15 protein-coding genes are annotated in these 17,123 nt (G+C 66.5%); 4 read left to right on the forward strand and 11 right to left on the reverse strand.

Annotation, left to right across the window (positions count from 1 at the left end; all coding sequences use genetic code 11):
• Nucleotides 1-121: 121 nt before the first annotated feature.
• Nucleotides 122-2,017, reverse strand: coding sequence for an ATP-dependent zinc metalloprotease FtsH (gene ftsH, locus BSE24067_RS10315; protein WP_040143906.1), 1,896 nt, complete (start codon nucleotides 2,015-2,017; stop codon nucleotides 122-124).
• A 166-nt stretch (nucleotides 2,018-2,183) separates the two neighbouring features.
• The gene (locus BSE24067_RS10320; RefSeq protein ID WP_040143905.1) at nucleotides 2,184-2,846 is read right to left on the reverse strand and encodes an RlmE family RNA methyltransferase; all 663 of its coding nucleotides are present in this window, start codon (nucleotides 2,844-2,846) and stop codon (nucleotides 2,184-2,186) included.
• Between the two features lie 193 nt (nucleotides 2,847-3,039).
• Here BSE24067_RS10320 and BSE24067_RS10325 point away from each other — a divergent pair, with 193 nt between their 5' ends.
• Nucleotides 3,040-3,567, forward strand: coding sequence for a YhbY family RNA-binding protein (locus BSE24067_RS10325; RefSeq protein ID WP_151062941.1), 528 nt, complete (start codon nucleotides 3,040-3,042; stop codon nucleotides 3,565-3,567).
• 86 nt (nucleotides 3,568-3,653) lie between these two features.
• Here BSE24067_RS10325 and BSE24067_RS10330 read toward each other — a convergent pair whose 3' ends face one another.
• The 8 genes from BSE24067_RS10330 to gloB all read right to left on the reverse strand — a co-directional run bounded on the left by BSE24067_RS10330 (nucleotide 3,654) and on the right by gloB (nucleotide 14,173).
• A complete protein-coding gene (locus tag BSE24067_RS10330) occupies nucleotides 3,654-4,112 on the reverse strand; it encodes a DUF4149 domain-containing protein (protein ID WP_059449360.1) in 459 nt (152 codons plus the stop codon).
• Between the two features lie 14 nt (nucleotides 4,113-4,126).
• Nucleotides 4,127-4,603: a transcription elongation factor GreA gene (gene greA / locus BSE24067_RS10335; RefSeq protein WP_006476345.1), complete on the reverse strand. Its 477-nt coding sequence runs from the start codon at nucleotides 4,601-4,603 to the stop codon at nucleotides 4,127-4,129.
• A gap of 118 nt (nucleotides 4,604-4,721) precedes the next feature.
• A complete protein-coding gene (gene carB / locus BSE24067_RS10340; RefSeq protein WP_151062940.1) occupies nucleotides 4,722-7,976 on the reverse strand; it encodes a carbamoyl-phosphate synthase large subunit in 3,255 nt (1,084 codons plus the stop codon).
• Between the two features lie 60 nt (nucleotides 7,977-8,036).
• The gene (gene leuE, locus BSE24067_RS10345) at nucleotides 8,037-8,696 is read right to left on the reverse strand and encodes a leucine efflux protein LeuE (protein WP_151062939.1); all 660 of its coding nucleotides are present in this window, start codon (nucleotides 8,694-8,696) and stop codon (nucleotides 8,037-8,039) included.
• Between the two features lie 37 nt (nucleotides 8,697-8,733).
• Nucleotides 8,734-9,879: a glutamine-hydrolyzing carbamoyl-phosphate synthase small subunit gene (gene carA, locus BSE24067_RS10350; RefSeq protein WP_151062938.1), complete on the reverse strand. Its 1,146-nt coding sequence runs from the start codon at nucleotides 9,877-9,879 to the stop codon at nucleotides 8,734-8,736.
• A gap of 361 nt (nucleotides 9,880-10,240) precedes the next feature.
• Nucleotides 10,241-11,473 carry an MFS transporter gene (locus tag BSE24067_RS10355; RefSeq protein ID WP_151062937.1) on the reverse strand — a complete coding sequence of 411 codons (1,233 nt, stop codon included), beginning with the start codon at nucleotides 11,471-11,473 and terminating at the stop codon, nucleotides 10,241-10,243.
• A 170-nt stretch (nucleotides 11,474-11,643) separates the two neighbouring features.
• Entirely contained in the window at nucleotides 11,644-13,215 is a 1,572-nt protein-coding gene (locus BSE24067_RS10360; RefSeq protein ID WP_151062936.1) for a transglycosylase SLT domain-containing protein, read from the reverse strand.
• Between the two features lie 151 nt (nucleotides 13,216-13,366).
• On the reverse strand, nucleotides 13,367-14,173 hold the full coding sequence (gloB, locus tag BSE24067_RS10365; RefSeq protein WP_151062935.1) for a hydroxyacylglutathione hydrolase: 807 nt from the start codon (nucleotides 14,171-14,173) through the stop codon (nucleotides 13,367-13,369).
• 18 nt (nucleotides 14,174-14,191) lie between these two features.
• On the opposite strand from gloB, the gene BSE24067_RS10370 reads away from it, so the two are divergent.
• The 3 genes from BSE24067_RS10370 to dnaQ are packed head-to-tail and all read left to right on the forward strand — an operon-like array spanning nucleotide 14,192 to nucleotide 16,229.
• Nucleotides 14,192-15,004, forward strand: coding sequence for a class I SAM-dependent methyltransferase (locus BSE24067_RS10370; protein WP_151062934.1), 813 nt, complete (start codon nucleotides 14,192-14,194; stop codon nucleotides 15,002-15,004).
• A complete protein-coding gene (rnhA, locus tag BSE24067_RS10375) occupies nucleotides 15,001-15,444 on the forward strand; it encodes a ribonuclease HI (RefSeq protein ID WP_040143893.1) in 444 nt (147 codons plus the stop codon). Before BSE24067_RS10370 ends, rnhA begins: the two co-directional genes overlap by 4 nt.
• 50 nt (nucleotides 15,445-15,494) lie before the next feature.
• Entirely contained in the window at nucleotides 15,495-16,229 is a 735-nt protein-coding gene (gene dnaQ, locus BSE24067_RS10380; RefSeq protein WP_151062933.1) for a DNA polymerase III subunit epsilon, read from the forward strand.
• 34 nt (nucleotides 16,230-16,263) lie between these two features.
• Here dnaQ and BSE24067_RS10385 read toward each other — a convergent pair whose 3' ends face one another.
• A complete protein-coding gene (locus BSE24067_RS10385; protein ID WP_151062932.1) occupies nucleotides 16,264-16,596 on the reverse strand; it encodes a YnfA family protein in 333 nt (110 codons plus the stop codon).
• Nucleotides 16,597-17,123 lie beyond the last annotated feature (527 nt).

Below are 17,123 nucleotides of genomic sequence, written 5' to 3' on the forward strand. Positions count from 1 at the left end.
CTGGAGCGGCGCGGGCGAATACGTGGAAACGGCGGATTCGGACACGGGCGGGAGGCGTGGATGAATGCAAAACGGGCCGGTGTGAAGCCACACCAGCCCGTGAACGGTGCTACAGCGGAGGTCAGGCCGGCGAAGCGGGCGCCGGCGCGTTGCCGGGCTTCACTTCGGCGGTCGTGCCGCCACCCGACGAATCGCCGCCGATGGCCGGCGAGCTCTTCGGCGAGCGCGGCGGACGCCCTTCCATGATGTCGTTGATCTGATCGGCGTCGATCGTCTCCCACTCCATCAGCGCGGCCGTCATCGCCTCGACCTTGTCGCGGTTCTCTTCGAGCAGCCGGCGCGCAAGGTTGTACTGCTCATCGAGCACGCGGCGGATCTCGCCGTCGACCTTCTGTTGCGTCGCTTCCGAGATCGTGCGCGTGAACCCGCGGCCGAACGGACCGTTGTCGCTTTCATCGTCGACGTAGACCATCGGCCCGAGCGCGTCGGTCATGCCGAAGCGGGCAACCATCGCGCGCGCCGTCTGCGTCGCCTTGTTGAAGTCGTCCGACGCGCCGGTGCTGATCAGGTTCAGGAACAGCTCCTCGGCCACGCGGCCGCCGAACAGGATCGCGAGGCGGTCGAGCAGGTAGTCCTTCGAATACGTCTCGTTGTCATGCTCCGGCAACTGCCACGTGACGCCCAGCGCGCGACCGCGCGGGATGATCGTGACCTTGTGCACCGGATCGGCCTTCGGCAGCAGCTTCGCGATCACCGCGTGGCCCGACTCGTGGTAAGCCGTCGCGCGCTTCGCTTCCTCGCGAATCACGGCGGACTTGCGCTCCGGACCCATGAAGATCTTGTCCTTCGCGTCCTCGAAATCCTGCATCTCGACGATGCGCTTGCCGCGGCGGGCCGCGAACAGCGCCGCTTCGTTCACGAGGTTCGCGAGATCGGCGCCCGAGAAGCCCGGCGTGCCGCGTGCGATGACCGCCGCATCGACGTCGTTCGCGATCGGCACCTTGCGCAGGTGCACGCGCATGATCTGCTCGCGGCCGCGGATGTCCGGCAGGCCGACGTAGACCTGGCGGTCGAAACGGCCCGGACGCAGCAGCGCCTTGTCGAGCACGTCCGAGCGGTTGGTCGCGGCGATCACGATCACGCCCGAGTTCGCTTCGAAGCCGTCCATTTCGACGAGCATCTGGTTCAGCGTCTGCTCGCGCTCGTCGTTGCCGCCGCCCATGCCGGCGCCGCGATGACGGCCGACCGCGTCGATTTCGTCGATGAACACGATGCACGGCGCGTGCTTCTTCGCCTGCTCGAACATGTCGCGCACGCGGGCCGCGCCGACGCCGACGAACATTTCGACGAAGTCGGAACCCGAGATGCTGAAGAACGGCACCTTCGCTTCACCGGCGATCGCGCGGGCGAGCAGCGTCTTGCCGGTGCCCGGAGGGCCGACCAGCAGCACGCCGCGCGGAATGCGGCCGCCCAGCTTCTGGAACTTCTGCGGGTCGCGCAGGAAATCGACGAGCTCGGACACTTCTTCCTTCGCTTCGTCGCAGCCCGCGACGTCGGAGAAGTTGACCGCGTTGTTGTTCTCGTCGATCAGCCGCGCACGCGATTTCCCGAACGAGAATGCGCCGCCTTTGCCGCCTCCCTGCATCTGCCTCATCATGTAGAACCAGAACACGATGATCAGGATCGTCGGCCCGAGGTAGTACAGCGCGGACATCAGCGCGTTCGGCTCGTCGTCGGCCTTGCCGCTGACCTGCACGCCGTACTTCATCAGATCGCCGACCATCCAGATGTCGCCCGGCGACACGATCTGGTATTTCTGGCCATCAGCCGGAGTGACGGTGAGGTTGCGCCCCTGCACGACGACGTTCTTGACCTTGCCGTTCTTGGCGTCGTCCATGAACTGCGAATAGGACACACCTTCCTGGACGCGGGGCTTGTCGAACTGCTTGAACACCGTAAACAGCACCAGTGCGATCACCAGCCACACTGCTGCCTTCGAAAACATATTGTTGTTCAAAGCACCACTCCTTCACTCGTAGACGAGCGCCTACATTTTCCTTGCGGCGCTCCTCGGTCATTCTAATCCAGTCCGACCACCCCTGCCATAAGCATTGACAACCGCCGCGATAGCGCTTCGCTTGTCTGGCAAGGGCCGGAGCCCGTTTGCGGCATCGCGCTCCGCGTCACCGCGGATGCTTCAGCTGCCGACCCAAAATGAACGTTTCGGACGATTTGTCGCGGGACGCCTTGGGCTTGCGTGGTGCGACGACCTTAAACTGCTGTTTGAACTTTTCGACGATCTGGCTGTAGCCGCTGCCATGGAAGCACTTCACCAGCAGCGCGCCGTCCGGTTTCAGGTGATTCTGCGCAAACTCGAGCGCCAGATCGCAGATGTGCTCGATGCGCGCGGCGTCGGCCGACGCCACCCCCGACAGGTTGGGGGCCATGTCGGAAATAACAAGGTCCACCGGGCGACCTTCGAGCACGTCCTCCAGCTGGTGCAGCACGTCGTCCTCGCGGAAGTCGCCCTGCAGGAAATGGACGTCGGCGATCGGCTCCATCGGCAGGATGTCGAGCGCAATGATCGTTCCGTCGATGCCGCCTTCGCGCTGCGTGTCGCGCTTCTTGCCCTGCGCGAGCTTGTTGCGCGCATATTGGCTCCAGCTGCCGGGGGCCGCGCCGAGGTCGACGATCACCTGGCCCGGGCGAATCAGCTTGTCCTGCTCGTCGATTTCCTTCAGCTTGTACGCGGCACGCGCGCGATAGCCCTCCCGCTGCGCCATTTTGACGTACGGGTCGTTGATGTGGTCGTGCAGCCAGTGCTGGTTAAAGCGGTTTTTTGCCATTCGAGAGAGAGATTGCTGCTATTTGCTTCGTGAAGCCGTGCTTTTGGCGGATAATACGCGTCTTCTTCGCGCGGCTGCGGCCCCTTTCGAGCCCAAGCCGCGATTTTACGTGGTTTCGGCGCGCGGCTGACGCGGTAACTTCCCGCGATTCGCTTCTCACGCAACGCGCCCTTATTTAGATTTCGACATTCCCATGCCCGCCCTTTCGCTTTCCCCCGCCGAGCGCTCCGCGCTGCGTTCCCAGGCCCATGCGCTCAAGCCCGTCGTGCTGATCGGCGCCGAAGGGCTGACCGACGCCGTGCTCAAGGAAATCAAGGTGCACCTCGCCGCGCACCAGCTGATCAAGATCCGCGTGTTCGGCGACGAACGCGACGAACGCGTCGCGATTTACGACGAGATCTGCGACCGTCTGAACGCGGCGCCGATCCAGCACATCGGCAAGCTGCTCGTGATCTGGAAGCCCGAGGCGCCCGCGGCGGCCCCGGCTCGCGGCCGCCGTGCCGGCGCGCTGCCGAGCGCGGCCGAAGCCGCCGACGACCGCAAAGGCCGCGCACCGCGCACGGTGAAGGTCATCAAGGTATCGCCGAACGCAAGCCCCGTGCGCCGCCCGAAGCCGACCAAGGTCGTCGTGCGCGGCAACGAGCGCGTGACCGCGGGCGGCACCGTCAAGCGTGCGAAAAAGCGCCAGGCCAGCGCGAAGCGGCCGCACCAGGGCAAGTAAGCCTGCAGGCGCGGCACGCAGCGCTCCGTGCCGCGCGGCCCGTGCGACGCTCAGCCCGCGCAGGCCGTGCCGGGCGCGCCGGCCATTCAGGCGTCGCGCGCCGGCAGACGCCAGATCAGCATCAGCCCCAGCACGCTCTCGACGAGGTAGAACAGGCTCGAGACACCGTGCAGCATCCCGAAGCGGCTTGCATACGGCGAGTTCGCGATATCGGTGCCCGCTTCCATCGCGGCCACCCGCAGCGCGTTCATGAACGGCTGCAGCGCAAAATACCCGACCAGCACGCACGCGACCATCGCCGCGACGATCCAGCGCACGCGCCGGTAATCGCCGCTGCCGCGCCGCACCTGCTGGTTCGACAGCGCGAGCAGCAGCACGCCGCACACGACACCGACGATCGCCTCGATACGAAACAGCTGGGCGGCGACCGAACCGGCCGTCATCCGCTCCAGCGTCCGGAACAGCACGGGCGCGACCGCATACCCGATCGTCAGCAAGCTGCCGACCCATACGGCCGACAGCAGACGGAACACGCGATGCGGCATCACGTCGCCCCGCGTCAGATGTAGCTGACCGAGATGATTTCGTATTCGCGCACGCCGCTCGGCGCCTGCACGGCCGCGACGTCGCCTTCGGACTTGCCGATCAGCGCGCGCGCGATCGGCGAGCTGACCGAGATCAGGCCGTGATCGATGTCGGCTTCGTCGTCGCCGACGATCTGGTACTTGACGGTATCGCCCGACTCGAGATCCTCGAGCTCGACCGTCGCGGCGAACACCACGCGGCCATCGGCGTCGAGCACGGTCGGATCGATGATTTGCGCGGCGGACAGCTTCGATTCGAGTTCCGCGATACGGCCCTCGATAAAGCCCTGCTTTTCCTTCGCTGCGTCGTATTCGGCGTTTTCGGACAGATCGCCCTGTGCGCGGGCCTCCGCGATCGCGTTGATCACGGCCGGCCGCTCGACGGACTTGAGGCGCTGCAATTCATCGCGCAGTTGTTCTGCGCCACGCTTTGTCAACGGAATGGTGCTCATAAACGGCTCAATCGCTAAAAACGGCTATAAAAAAAATCACCGCGATTAAGCGCATTTCCGGCGGACCGGAAACACCGCTTAACCGCGGCACGTGTTGCTTCGACAGGGAACTGACTGCTTAGTTTAGGCGAGCGTGAAGACCTTGTAAATCATAGACTTCCAGATCCTTCAGATAGCGCAGGCCTTCGACTGCCGCGCGCGCGCCCGACATCGTCGTGTAGTACGTGACCTTGTGCGCCTGCGCGCTCATCCGGATCGAACGCGAATCGGCGATCGCCTGGCGCGTCTCGTCGACCGTCGTGAACACGAGTGCGATCTCGCCGTTCTTGATCATGTCGACGATGTGCGGACGGCCGTCCTTCACCTTGTTCACGACCTTCACCGGCACGCCGGCCGCTTCGATCGCCGCTGCCGTGCCCTTGGTCGCGACGATCGGGTAGCCGAGGTCGTGCAGCATGCGCGCGACTTCGACGGCCTTCGGCTTGTCCGCATCCATCACCGTCAGCAGCACCGTGCCGGACTCCGGCAGGCGTGAACCGGCCGCGAGCTGCGACTTGAACAGCGCTTCGCCGAACGTGCGGCCGACGCCCATCACTTCGCCGGTCGAGCGCATTTCAGGCCCGAGCACCGGATCGACGGTCGGGAACTTGACGAACGGGAACACCGCTTCCTTCACGCTGAAGTACGGCGGCTCGATTTCCTTCGTCACGCCCTGCTGCGCGAGCTTCTGGCCGACCATCGCGCGCGCCGCGATCTTCGCGAGCGGCAGGCTGGTCGCCTTCGACACGTACGGCACCGTGCGCGACGCGCGCGGGTTCACTTCGAGCACGTAGATGATGTCCTGCTTCGAGCCGTCAGCCTGCGGCACCTGCTGGATCGCGAACTGCACGTTCATCAGGCCGACCACGTTCAGCGCCTTCGCCATCGCGCCCGTCTGGCGCTTCAGCTCGGCCACGGTTTCCTTCGACAGCGAGTACGGCGGCAGCGAGCATGCCGAGTCGCCCGAGTGGACGCCCGCCTGCTCGATGTGCTCCATCACGCCGCCGATGAACACCGCGTCGCCGTCGCAGATGCAGTCGACGTCGCATTCGATCGCGTCGTTCAGGAAGCGGTCGAGCAGCACCGGCGAATCGTTCGACACCTTCACGGCCTCGCGCATGTAGCGTTCGAGGTCGCGCGGCTCGTGGACGATTTCCATCGCGCGGCCGCCCAGCACGTACGACGGGCGCACGACGAGCGGGTAGCCGATTTCGGCCGCCAGCGCGAGCGCCTCGTCTTCGGTGCGCGCCGTGCGGTTCGGCGGCTGGCGCAGGCCGAGGTCCTGCAGCAGCTTCTGGAAACGTTCGCGGTCTTCGGCCGCGTCGATCATGTCCGGCGACGTGCCGACGATCGGCACGCCGTGCGCCTCGAGGTCGAGCGCGAGCTTCAGCGGCGTCTGGCCGCCGTACTGGACGATCACGCCGACCGGCTTTTCCTTGTCGACGATCTCGAGCACGTCTTCGAGCGTCAGCGGCTCGAAATACAGGCGGTCGGACGTGTCGTAGTCGGTCGACACCGTTTCCGGGTTGCAGTTGACCATGATCGTTTCATAGCCGTCTTCGCGCATCGCGAGCGCGGCGTGCACGCAGCAGTAGTCGAACTCGATGCCCTGGCCGATCCGGTTGGGGCCGCCGCCGAGCACCATGATCTTCTTGTTCGTGGTCGGCTGCGCCTCGCACTCTTCCTCGTAGGTCGAGTACATGTACGCCGTCTTGGTCGCGAACTCGGCCGCGCAGGTGTCGACGCGCTTGTAGACCGGGCGCACGTTCAGCTCCACGCGGCGCTTGCGGACGTCTTCCGGCGTCGCGCCGAGCAGCTTCGCGAGGCGGCGGTCGGAGAAGCCGCTCTGTTTCAGGAAGCGCAGCTCGTCGAACGTCAGCGACGCGAGCGTGCGGCCCGACAGCGCCTTCTCCTTCAGGATGATCTGCTCGATCTGCGCGAGGAACCATGGATCGATCGCGGTTTCCGCGAAGATCTCTTCGGCCGTCATGCCGATCCGGAATGCATCGCCGACGTACCAGATGCGGTCCGGGCCCGGCTCGTGGATCTCGATCGCGATCTCGTCGCGGTCGGTCGACTTCTCGTCGAGACCGTCGACGCCGACTTCGAGGCCGCGCAGCGCCTTCTGGAACGATTCCTGGAACGTGCGGCCGATCGCCATCACTTCGCCGACCGACTTCATCTGCGTGGTCAGGCGCGAGTCGGCTTCACGGAACTTCTCGAACGCGAAACGCGGGATCTTCGTGACGACGTAGTCGATCGTCGGCTCGAACGATGCCGGCGTCTGGCCGCCGGTGATCTCGTTCTTCAGCTCGTCGAGCGTGTAGCCGACGGCCAGCTTCGCCGCGACCTTCGCGATCGGGAAGCCGGTCGCCTTCGACGCGAGCGCCGACGAACGCGACACGCGCGGGTTCATTTCGATGACGACCATGCGGCCGTCCTTCGGGTTGATCGAGAACTGCACGTTCGAGCCGCCGGTGTCGACGCCGATCTCGCGCAGCACCGCGAGCGATGCGTTACGCAGGATCTGGTATTCCTTGTCGGTCAGCGTCTGTGCCGGTGCGACCGTGATCGAGTCGCCGGTGTGCACGCCCATCGGGTCGAGGTTTTCGATCGAGCACACGATGATGCAGTTGTCCGCGCGGTCGCGCACGACTTCCATCTCGTATTCCTTCCAGCCGAGCAGCGATTCCTCGATCAGGAGCTCGCGCGTCGGCGACAGGTCGAGCCCGCGCTTGCAGATCTCCTCGAACTCCTCGCGGTTGTACGCGATGCCGCCGCCCGAGCCGCCGAGCGTGAACGACGGACGAATCACGACCGGATAGCCGCTGCCGCCGGTGGCCGCCATGATCTCGGCGTGCACCTTGGTCGCTTCTTCCATCGAGTGCGCGATGCCCGACTTCGCGGAACCGAGACCGATCTTGGTCATCGCGTCCTTGAACTTCTGGCGGTCTTCCGCCTTGTCGATCGCCTCCGGCGACGCGCCGATCAGCTCGACGCCGAACTTCTCGAGCACGCCGTGGTGGTGCAGGTCGAGCGCGCAGTTCAGCGCGGTCTGGCCGCCCATCGTCGGCAGGATCGCGTCCGGGCGCTCCTTCTCGATGATGCGCGCGACGACTTCCCACGTGATCGGCTCGATGTACGTGACGTCGGCCGTGTTCGGGTCGGTCATGATCGTCGCCGGGTTGCTGTTCACGAGGACGACCTTGTAGCCCTCTTCACGCAGCGCCTTGCAAGCCTGCGCGCCCGAATAGTCGAACTCGCAAGCCTGGCCGATGATGATCGGGCCGGCGCCGATGATGAGGATGCTTTTGATGTCTGTGCGTTTTGGCATGGCTTGTGAATTCAGTAAGTAATCTTTGTCGTGGCGTTGTCGTGGGTCGGCCGGCCGCGCTCAGCTCATGGTGGCGAGCGCGAGCTTCACCGAGAAACCGATGAACAGGCCGCCCACGCCGCTCGCCGCGCCGGCCGCGAGCTTGCGCCGCCGGCGGAAATGCTCGGCGAGCCGCGCGCCCGCGAAGATCAGCGTGCTCAGGTACAGGAAGCTCGCGCACTGCGCGATCGCCCCGAGCACGACGAACGACAGCGCGGGATGCGGGAAGGCCGGGTCGACGAACTGGATGAAGAACGAGATGAAGAACAGGATCGCCTTCGGATTCAGGAGGCTCACGATCAGCGCCTTGCGCAACGGCCGTTCGCCGTCAACCGCCTGCGGCGCGCCGACCGGCGCATCGCCGCGCGCGCGCAGCTTGCTCCACGCGCTGCGCAGCATCCCGGCGCCGATGTACAGCAGGTATGCGGCGCCGCCGTACTTGACGACGGAGAACAGCAGCGGGTTCGCCTTCAGCAGCGACGCGACGCCCGCGGCGGACAGCACCATCAGCACCGTGTCGCCGACGAACACGCCGCAGGCCGCGCGATAGCCGGCCTTCACGCCGCGCTGCGCGGCAAGCGACAGCACGTACATCGAGTTCGGCCCCGGCAGCAGGATGATGAAGATCACGCCGAACACGTAGGTCCAGATATCCGTGATGCCGAGTGCGTGGCCGAACATGATGCGAATCTCCCGTTCTTCGGTGGCTTCGGTTGCGTCAGGCGGTGCGCTGCTTCGCCGCGTCCATCAGTGCGGTGAAACGGTCGAACAGATAGCCGATGTCGTGCGGGCCGGGCGACGCTTCCGGGTGGCCCTGGAAGCAGAATGCCGGCTTGTCGGTCAGCTCGAAGCCCTGCAGCGTGCCGTCGAACAGCGACACGTGCGTCACGCGCGCGTTGGCCGGCAGCGAATCCGCATCGACCGCGAAGCCGTGGTTCTGCGACGTGATCACCACGCGGCCGTCGCCGAGATCCTTCACCGGATGGTTCGCGCCGTGGTGGCCCGTCTTCATCTTCAGCGTCTTCGCGCCGACCGCGAGGCCCATGATCTGGTGGCCGAGGCAGATGCCGAACGTCGGCACGCCGCGCTCGATGAATTGCTTGGTCGCCGCGATCGCGTAGTCGCACGGCTCCGGGTCGCCGGGGCCATTCGACAGGAAGATGCCGTCCGGATTCAGCGCGAGCGCGTCGGCCGCGCTCGCCTCGGCCGGCAGCACCGTCACGTGGCAGCCGCGCTCCGCGAGCATGCGCAGGATGTTGTACTTGACGCCGAAGTCGTACGCGACGACGCGGTACTTCGGGGCTTCCTGCATCCCGTAGCCGCCTTCGAGACGCCATTCGGTCTGCTTCCACTCGAACGGCTTCGTGGTCGACACGACCTTCGCGAGGTCCATGCCGGCGAGGCCCGGGAACGAGCGCGCGAGCTCGATCGCCTTCTCCGCGTCGTCCGAGCCGGCGAGGATGCAGCCGTTCTGCGCGCCCTTGTCGCGCAGGATGCGGGTCAGCTTGCGGGTGTCGATGCCGGCGATCGCGACGACGCCTTCGTCGCGCAGGTAATCGCCGAGCGTGCGGTCCATGCGGAAGTTCGATGCGAGCGTGGGCAGATCACGGATGATCAGGCCGGCGGCATGGACTTTCGTGGCTTCGACGTCTTCGGCGTTCACGCCGTAGTTGCCGATATGCGGGTAGGTGAGCGTGACGATCTGGCGCGCGTAACTCGGGTCAGTCAGGATTTCCTGATAGCCGGTAATCGCGGTGTTGAACACGACTTCACCGATCGTATGGCCTTCGGCCCCGATCGAATAACCACGAAAGACCGTGCCGTCGGCAAGTGCAAGCAAAGCGGGAGAAAAAGACGGCAACACGGGAGGCTCCTTGGGGAACACCCTGCTGCCGACCTGTTTACCCTGCCGCGCGAGCGCCGCGCTGCGTACGCGCGCGTGTCGCTAGCTGGACGCGACCTGCGTTGTCGGCACGCGAGCCCGGCGCGGCGCGCACGAGGCTTCGCGGCATCGCCCGACAGGCGGCGTGCGGCGGATGAACGGGATGAGTGAGGTAGGCGCTAGGGTGCGAGGTTGATCAGCACAAACTTTCAAATTATAGCCCGAAAATGGCCTTATCTTCAATTGATATGGCCGTCCGATCACGCATGCGGCGCGCGCGGCGCACCCGCAACCTTGCGCGGCGCGCATTGCTGCGGCCCCGTTTCCGCGGCCGCCCTGCCCGTCAGCGTACCGCCGGATCGGCGTGCTTGCCAGCGCCGCGCGCGGGCCACACGTACCAGACCGCGCTCGCGAATTGCAGCGCGAGCAGCACGGTCCACGCGGTGACGTGCGCGGCAACCGGGTAACGGCCGCCGACGGCCGGCCAGTGCGACAGCACCGCGCCGATGCCGATCTGGAACGCAAAGATCAACACGAAGATCACGAGCGTGAGCGTCGTATTCGCGCGGCCGATCAGATGGGCCGGAAAGTGACCGGCCAACACCGCATAGGTCAGGATCCCGACGCCGCCGAACATCCCGTAAGCCGCCCACAGCACGGCGGGCGGCAGCGGCGCGCGCATGACGATCGCTGCCTGCGTGAGCACGAACAGCGCCATGCCGACGCCGCAGAACGCCTGCACCGACACGCCGCGCCGCTCGAACATGCGCGCCGCCGCGCCGAAGCCGACGCAGCCTGCCATCATCGCGAAGCCGAGCACCGACACGAGCCGCGCGGCGTGCGGCGCATCGAAGCCCGCGACATCGCGCAGGTACGGCCCGACCCACAGCGACTGCATCGCGTAGAACACCCCCTGCGTGACGACCGAGAACGACGAGATCTTCCAGAATGCGCGGCTGCTCAGAATCTGCCACGTGCCCGTGAACTGGCTGACGAGCCCGCCTTGGCGATGGGGCTGCCCGGCTTCCGGCGCGCCGAAGCCGATCGCGGCCGCGACGACGACGGTCAGCACCGCGAGACCGCCGCAGATCGCACGCCAGCTGGTCACGCCGAGCAGCCACGTCAGCGGCGAGCCGACCGCGACGCCGCCTAGGCCGCCGACAGCCATCACGAGACCGTTCACGAGCGGCAGCCGGCCGACCGGGAAATGCTGCGCGAGCGCCTTGAACGCCGCGCCGAGGCACACCGACACGCCGACGCCGATCAGCAGCCGGCCGATCATCATCGTGCCGAGATCGTGCGCGACGCCGAACACCGCGGCGCCGGCCGCCGCGAACAACAGCATCCCGCCGGTCACACGACGCGGGCCGAAATGGTCGAGCAGCACGCCGGCCGGAATCTGCGCGCCGGCAAAGCCGAGGAAATAGAGACTCGTGAGCAGCCCGAGATCGGCGGCCGACAGCCCGAGCTCGTGCGTGACGAACGGCGCGAAACCGAGATTGACGCCGCGGAACACGTACGACACGAAATATCCGATCGCAAACAACGCGAGCACCCTCAGCTGCACCGACGACATCGCTCCTCCTCGTTATCCCGGACTGCGCGAAGCAGCGGCGGCCCGCTGCCGCGCACAAACGAAAACGCCGTCACCTCGGTGACGGCGTTGCTTCGCGTTTCGTCGGATGATAGCGCAATCGCGCGGCCCGCACTGGCCGCCGCGCCGCGCTCACAACCACGCCCGCTTCGTTACTTCTTCTTGCCCTTGCGCGCGGCGGCCTTCGGCGCCGCCTTCGCGGGAGCGGCCTTCGCCGCGCGGGCCGCCGGCTTCGCGACCACGTGCTTCCCGCCGCGCGACTTGCCGCCGACGGACAGGCTCGCACGCTCGATGTGCGCGCCGCCGGCCGACGTCGCGATTCGCTCCGGACCGGGCTCGGCCGGCACCGCACGGCCGACCGGCACGTGCAGCACGAGCGCCTGGCCCGGCATCGCCATGTCGCGATGCGTGCGGTTCCACGCCTTCAGCTGGCCGACCGACACGCCGTAGCGGCCCGCCAGCGCGGCCATCGACTGCTTGCGGCGAACGCGGATCAGCATCTTGCGCGTGTCGGGCACGTCGGGCTCCATCGCGAGCACGCCGTTTTCCGCGACGTCCGCGCTGATGTCCTCGTCGTCGTCATCGCCGCGCGGCACGACGATCGTCGAGCCCGGCTTCAACCGCATGCCGGCCGGAATCTTGTTGACCGACATCAGCGTATCGGCGTCGACGCCGATCTTCTCCGCGATCGCGGCAGGACGCGCACGCTCGCTGACCGTGTAGGTGGTCCAAGACGACAGCTGGCCGCCGTACGCCTTCAGGTTCTTCTCGAACGCCGCCGCGTTGTCGAACGGCAGCAGGATCTGCGGCTCGGTCGCGCCGAGGATTACCGGCTTCGAGAACGACGGGTTCAGCGAGCGGAACTCGTCGAGCGACAGGTTCGCGAGCTTCGCGGCCACCGCCACGTCGATGTCGCGCGACGTCGTGACCGTCACGAAATACGGGTGGTTCGGGATGTCCGGCAGCGCGAGGCCGAACTGCTGCGGATTCGCGATGATGTTCTTCACCGCCTGCAGCTTCGGCACGTAGTTGCGCGTCTCGTTCGGCATGCGCAGGTTCTGGTAGTCGGTCGGCAGGCCGGCCGCCTGGTTGCGCGCGATCGCGCGCTGCACGTTGCCCTCGCCCCAGTTGTATGCGGCGAGCGCCAGATACCAGTCGCCGAACATGTCATGCAGGCGCGACAGGTAGTCGAGCGCGGCGCTCGTCGACGCGAGCACGTCGCGGCGCTCGTCCTGCCACATGTTGCGCTTCAGATTGTAGGTGCGGCCCGTGCCCGGCATGAACTGCCACATGCCCGCGGCCTTCGCGACCGACAGCGCCTGCGGGTTGTACGCGGATTCGATGAACGGCAGCAGCGCGAGCTCGGTCGGCATGTGGCGCGCCTCGAGCTCCTCGACGATGTGATACAGGTACTTCTGCGAGCGCTCGGTCATGCGCTGCACGTAATCGGGCCGCTGCGTGTACCACGTCGTCTGCATGTCGACGAGGTCGCTCTGCAGGTCGGGCATCTGGAAGCCGCGACGGATGCGCGCCCACAGATCGGAGTCGGCGCTCGTCAGGTCGCCGACCGATTGCTTGTCGACGTCGACGGTTTCTTTGGCGGTGGCTGATTTACGGAGGTAGGTGGACGTCGCCTGCGAATCGGCGGCGTTGTTGGCGACAGGAGCCTGGCTCGCACAAGCGGCGAGCAGCAGGACCACCATCGCACTCAATATAAGTCGCATGAAAATCTCGGCTTCCGACGGCTGGAAATTGCAGGCGATACTACGGAAGTGCGCGCTTCACGTCAATAAAAACACCGAAAACTCCGCGAAATCCTACATTTGCAGCAATTTTTACAGAGACCACGTGAGGTTTGGAGTCCTCCGGAAAGCATCATCGGAAACGATTTTTCCACTCGCGCATCAACGTGAATGCCGCCAGGCGGTCCGGCACCGTTTCGTGCAATTCGGCCTCGAGCGTCGCGTGAATCGCCGCGCTGTCCGAGCGCAGGAACGGGTTGACGGCGCGCTCGTGCGCGATCGTGGTCGGCAGCGTCGGCACACCGCGCGCGCGCAGTGCCTGCGCGTCGTCGCGCCACGCGGCGAGCGCCGGATTGCCGGGCTCGCACGCGAGCGCGAAGCGGATGTTCGACAGCGTGTATTCGTGTGCGCAATGCACGCGCGTGTCGCCGGGCAGCGCCGCGAGCGCGTCGAGCGATCCGAGCATCTGCGCGGGCGTGCCTTCGAACAGGCGGCCGCAACCGCACGAGAACAGCGTGTCGCCGCAGAACACGTGTGGCGTCGCGGCGCCGTGCCCGGCCGCCTGGAAATAGGCAATATGGCCGCGCGTATGGCCCGGCACGTCGAGCACGTCGAATGCGAGCGCGGGTGCATCGAGCGTCACGCGATCGCCGCCCGCAAGCGGCCGCGTGACCACGCCGATCGCCTCGGCCGCCGGGCCGTAAACCGTGAGCGGCACATCGTCCGGTTGGCTATCGCGCAGTGCCGCGACACCGCCGACGTGGTCGGCGTGATGGTGCGTGAGTAAAATAGCGGTCAACCGCCAGCCGCGCTCCGCAAGAACACGGCGTACCGGAGCGGCTTCACCCGGGTCGACGGCGATCGCATCGCGGCCGTCGGAGACGAGCCAGATGTAGTTGTCTTCGAATGCCGGCACCGGCACGTATTCCAGCTCGTTCATGGGCGCGCAATCATCGTTATGTCCGATCGTCAAATTATAGACTGGCCCGCCTGGACCGACTCGCCGCCCGGCCGCTACGTGCTGGGCTGGGAGCAGGCCCAGCTCGACCGGATCGTGTCCGACGTGTTCGGCTTTCACGCGCTGCAGCTCGGCTTGCCGCAGCTCGATGCGCTGCGCGAGAACCGCATGCCGTATCGCGGCCTCGTGCTCGATCCGGCGAGCGGCGCGAGCGCGCCGTATCGGTATCCATGGGCGCGCGACGCGCACGCCGGCGAGCATGCGCCGGCCGATCGCAGCACGACGTGGTGCGACCTGCTCGACCTGCCGTTCGAGTCGCAGAGCGTCGACCTGATCGTGATGCCGCACACGCTCGAATTCACGTCCGACCCTCACCGTCTGCTGCGCGAGGCCGAGCGCGTGCTGATGCCGGAAGGCCAGCTCGTGATCACCGGCTTCAATTCGCTGAGCCTGTGGGGAATGCGGCAATCGTTCGGGCGCATGGCGAACCGCCCGTTCGTGCCGGCCGCGCGCGACCAGATCGCGTTCATCCGGCTGAAGGACTGGATCAAGCTGCTCGGCTTCGATCTCGAGCGCGGCCGCTTCGGCTGCTACCGGCCGCCGCTCGTCACCGACAAATGGCTTGCCCGCTACGGCTTCATGGAAGCCGCCGGCGACCGCTGGTGGCCGATTTTCGGCGCCGTTTACATGGTGACGGCCGTCAAGCGCGTGCGCGGCATGCGCCTCGTCGGCCCCATCCGGATGAAGAAACCCGTGCTCGCCCCGGGCCTGACGCCGGCCGCCACCCCGACCACCCATCAAGAAAGTTCATGACCACCGACACCATCGACATCTACACCGACGGCGCCTGCAAGGGCAACCCCGGCCCCGGCGGCTGGGGCGCACTGCTGCGCTACGGCGACCGCGAAAAGGAGCTGTTCGGCGGCGAGCCCAACACGACCAACAACCGCATGGAACTGATGGGCGTGATCGCCGCGCTCGAGGCGCTGAAGCGGCCGTGCCGCGTGATCGTCCATACCGACTCGCAGTACGTGCAGAAAGGCATCAGCGAGTGGATCCATGGCTGGAAGAAAAAAGGCTGGGTCACCGCGGCGAAAACGCCGGTGAAGAACGCCGACCTGTGGAAGCGGCTCGATGCGCTCGTGGTGCAGCACGACGTCGAATGGCGCTGGGTGAAGGGCCACGCGGGCCACCCCGAAAACGAACGCGCCGACGCGCTCGCGAATCGCGGCGTCGAATCGCTCGCGGCCTGAACCCGCGCCGCCCTCCTCTCTTTTCCGATTTATCCGCCGATTTATCCGACATGCGCCAGATCATTCTCGATACTGAAACCACCGGCCTGAACCCCCGCACGGGCGACCGCCTGATCGAAATCGGCTGCGTCGAGCTGCTGAACCGGCGGCTCACCGGCAACAACCTGCACATCTACGTGAATCCGGAGCGCGACAGCGATCCGGGCGCGCTGGCCGTGCACGGCCTCACGACCGAGTTCCTGAGCGACAAGCCGAAGTTCGCGGAAGTCGTCGACCAGATCCGCGACTTCGTGAAGGGCGCCGAGCTGATCATCCACAACGCGCCGTTCGATCTCGGGTTTCTCGACGCCGAATTCGCGCGGCTCGGCCTGCCGCCCTTCACCGAGCATTGCGGCGGCGTGATCGACACGCTGGTGCAGGCCAAGCAGATGTTCCCCGGCAAGCGCAATTCGCTCGACGCGCTGTGCGACCGCTTCGGCATCAGCAACGCGCACCGTACGCTGCACGGCGCGCTGCTCGACTCGGAGCTGCTCGCCGAAGTCTATCTCGCGATGACGCGCGGCCAGGACAGCCTGGTCATCGACATGCTCGACGACGTCGGCGCCGAAGGCGGCGCGGCCAACGGCCAGCGCGTGTCGCTCGCGGCGCTCGACCTGCCCGTGATCGCGGCCAGCGACGACGAGCTGGCCGCGCACCAGACACAGCTCGACGAACTCGACAAGTCGGTCAAGGGCACCTGCGTGTGGCGCCAGACCGCCGACGCGGACACCGCGCAGGCCGCCTGACGCGGCAGCCGCCCCGCCGCGCGTGCGGCTGCGCCTACACGCGCGGCTGCAGCGCGATCACCGCCATCCCGCCGAGCGCGAGCAGCGCGCCGGCCGCATCCCAGCGGGTGAGCGCGACGCCGTCGACCACCCGCAACCAGATCAGCGCCACCGCGATATACACGCCGCCGTATGCCGCATACGTGCGCCCGGCCGTGCTCGGGTGCAACGTCAGCAGCCACGCGAAGAGCGCGAGCGACAGCGCGGCCGGCGCCAGCAGCCATACGGGCCGGCCGCCCTTCAGCACGAGCCACGGCAGGTAGCAGCCGACGATTTCGGCCAGCGCGGTGACGGCAAACAGCGCCGCGATCCTGATCAGTTCAGTCATCCGGTTCCTCGCAGAGTCGACCCGCATCGGGCAGGCCGCGCGGCCCGGCCGCGCGCCGCCGATCATACCGGAGCGCGCGCCGCCGGAAACGCCGTCTGACGCGGGTTTCCGGGCAATTTGCACGATCGTCTGTCATCGTGCTATCATGTCGCCTGTTTCAACATTCAATCTCTGTCTATTCGATTTCGCAAGACATCCGTCCGCGCGTCGCGGGCCGGTGCGTCGAGCGAAATCGCTAATCACAGGAAAGCCCGCCCGACAGGCCCGCTTTTCTCGTTTCGCTGCCCCTCCGGGGCGCTTGCCGGCACGCAGCACATCGTCCGCACCGGCATTCCGCCGCTCGCATCACGCGGCCCATTCTTCATGAGCGCACCGTCGCGACGGCCCATCGGGCCCGCGTCGAAGCAGTCCCTTCCGGCTTCTTACCGCCCTGTGCAGTAAACGCTTAAAGGCCTGCCCCGACGCGCAGCACACGACCGCGCGCTTACCGGCAAACCGTGTCGGACGGCTCGCCCGTTCCGGCGCAG

Origin of the sequence: Burkholderia latens (assembly GCF_902499045.1) — a bacterium.
GTDB classification, from domain to species: domain Bacteria; phylum Pseudomonadota; class Gammaproteobacteria; order Burkholderiales; family Burkholderiaceae; genus Burkholderia; species Burkholderia latens.

Coding starts and splice junctions, on each gene's coding strand:
- BSE24067_RS10320 (WP_040143905.1), bottom strand. CDS start 2,846: ATGGCAAAAAACCGCTTTAACCAGCACTGGCTGCACGACCACATCAAC.
- BSE24067_RS10325 (WP_151062941.1), top strand. CDS start 3,040: ATGCCCGCCCTTTCGCTTTCCCCCGCCGAGCGCTCCGCGCTGCGTTCC.
- BSE24067_RS10330 (WP_059449360.1), bottom strand. CDS start 4,112: ATGCCGCATCGCGTGTTCCGTCTGCTGTCGGCCGTATGGGTCGGCAGC.
- greA (WP_006476345.1), bottom strand. CDS start 4,603: ATGAGCACCATTCCGTTGACAAAGCGTGGCGCAGAACAACTGCGCGAT.
- carB (WP_151062940.1), bottom strand. CDS start 7,976: ATGCCAAAACGCACAGACATCAAAAGCATCCTCATCATCGGCGCCGGC.
- leuE (WP_151062939.1), bottom strand. CDS start 8,696: ATGTTCGGCCACGCACTCGGCATCACGGATATCTGGACCTACGTGTTC.
- BSE24067_RS10355 (WP_151062937.1), bottom strand. CDS start 11,473: ATGTCGTCGGTGCAGCTGAGGGTGCTCGCGTTGTTTGCGATCGGATAT.
- BSE24067_RS10360 (WP_151062936.1), bottom strand. CDS start 13,215: ATGCGACTTATATTGAGTGCGATGGTGGTCCTGCTGCTCGCCGCTTGT.
- gloB (WP_151062935.1), bottom strand. CDS start 14,173: ATGAACGAGCTGGAATACGTGCCGGTGCCGGCATTCGAAGACAACTAC.
- BSE24067_RS10370 (WP_151062934.1), top strand. CDS start 14,192: ATGTCCGATCGTCAAATTATAGACTGGCCCGCCTGGACCGACTCGCCG.
- rnhA (WP_040143893.1), top strand. CDS start 15,001: ATGACCACCGACACCATCGACATCTACACCGACGGCGCCTGCAAGGGC.
- dnaQ (WP_151062933.1), top strand. CDS start 15,495: ATGCGCCAGATCATTCTCGATACTGAAACCACCGGCCTGAACCCCCGC.
- BSE24067_RS10385 (WP_151062932.1), bottom strand. CDS start 16,596: ATGACTGAACTGATCAGGATCGCGGCGCTGTTTGCCGTCACCGCGCTG.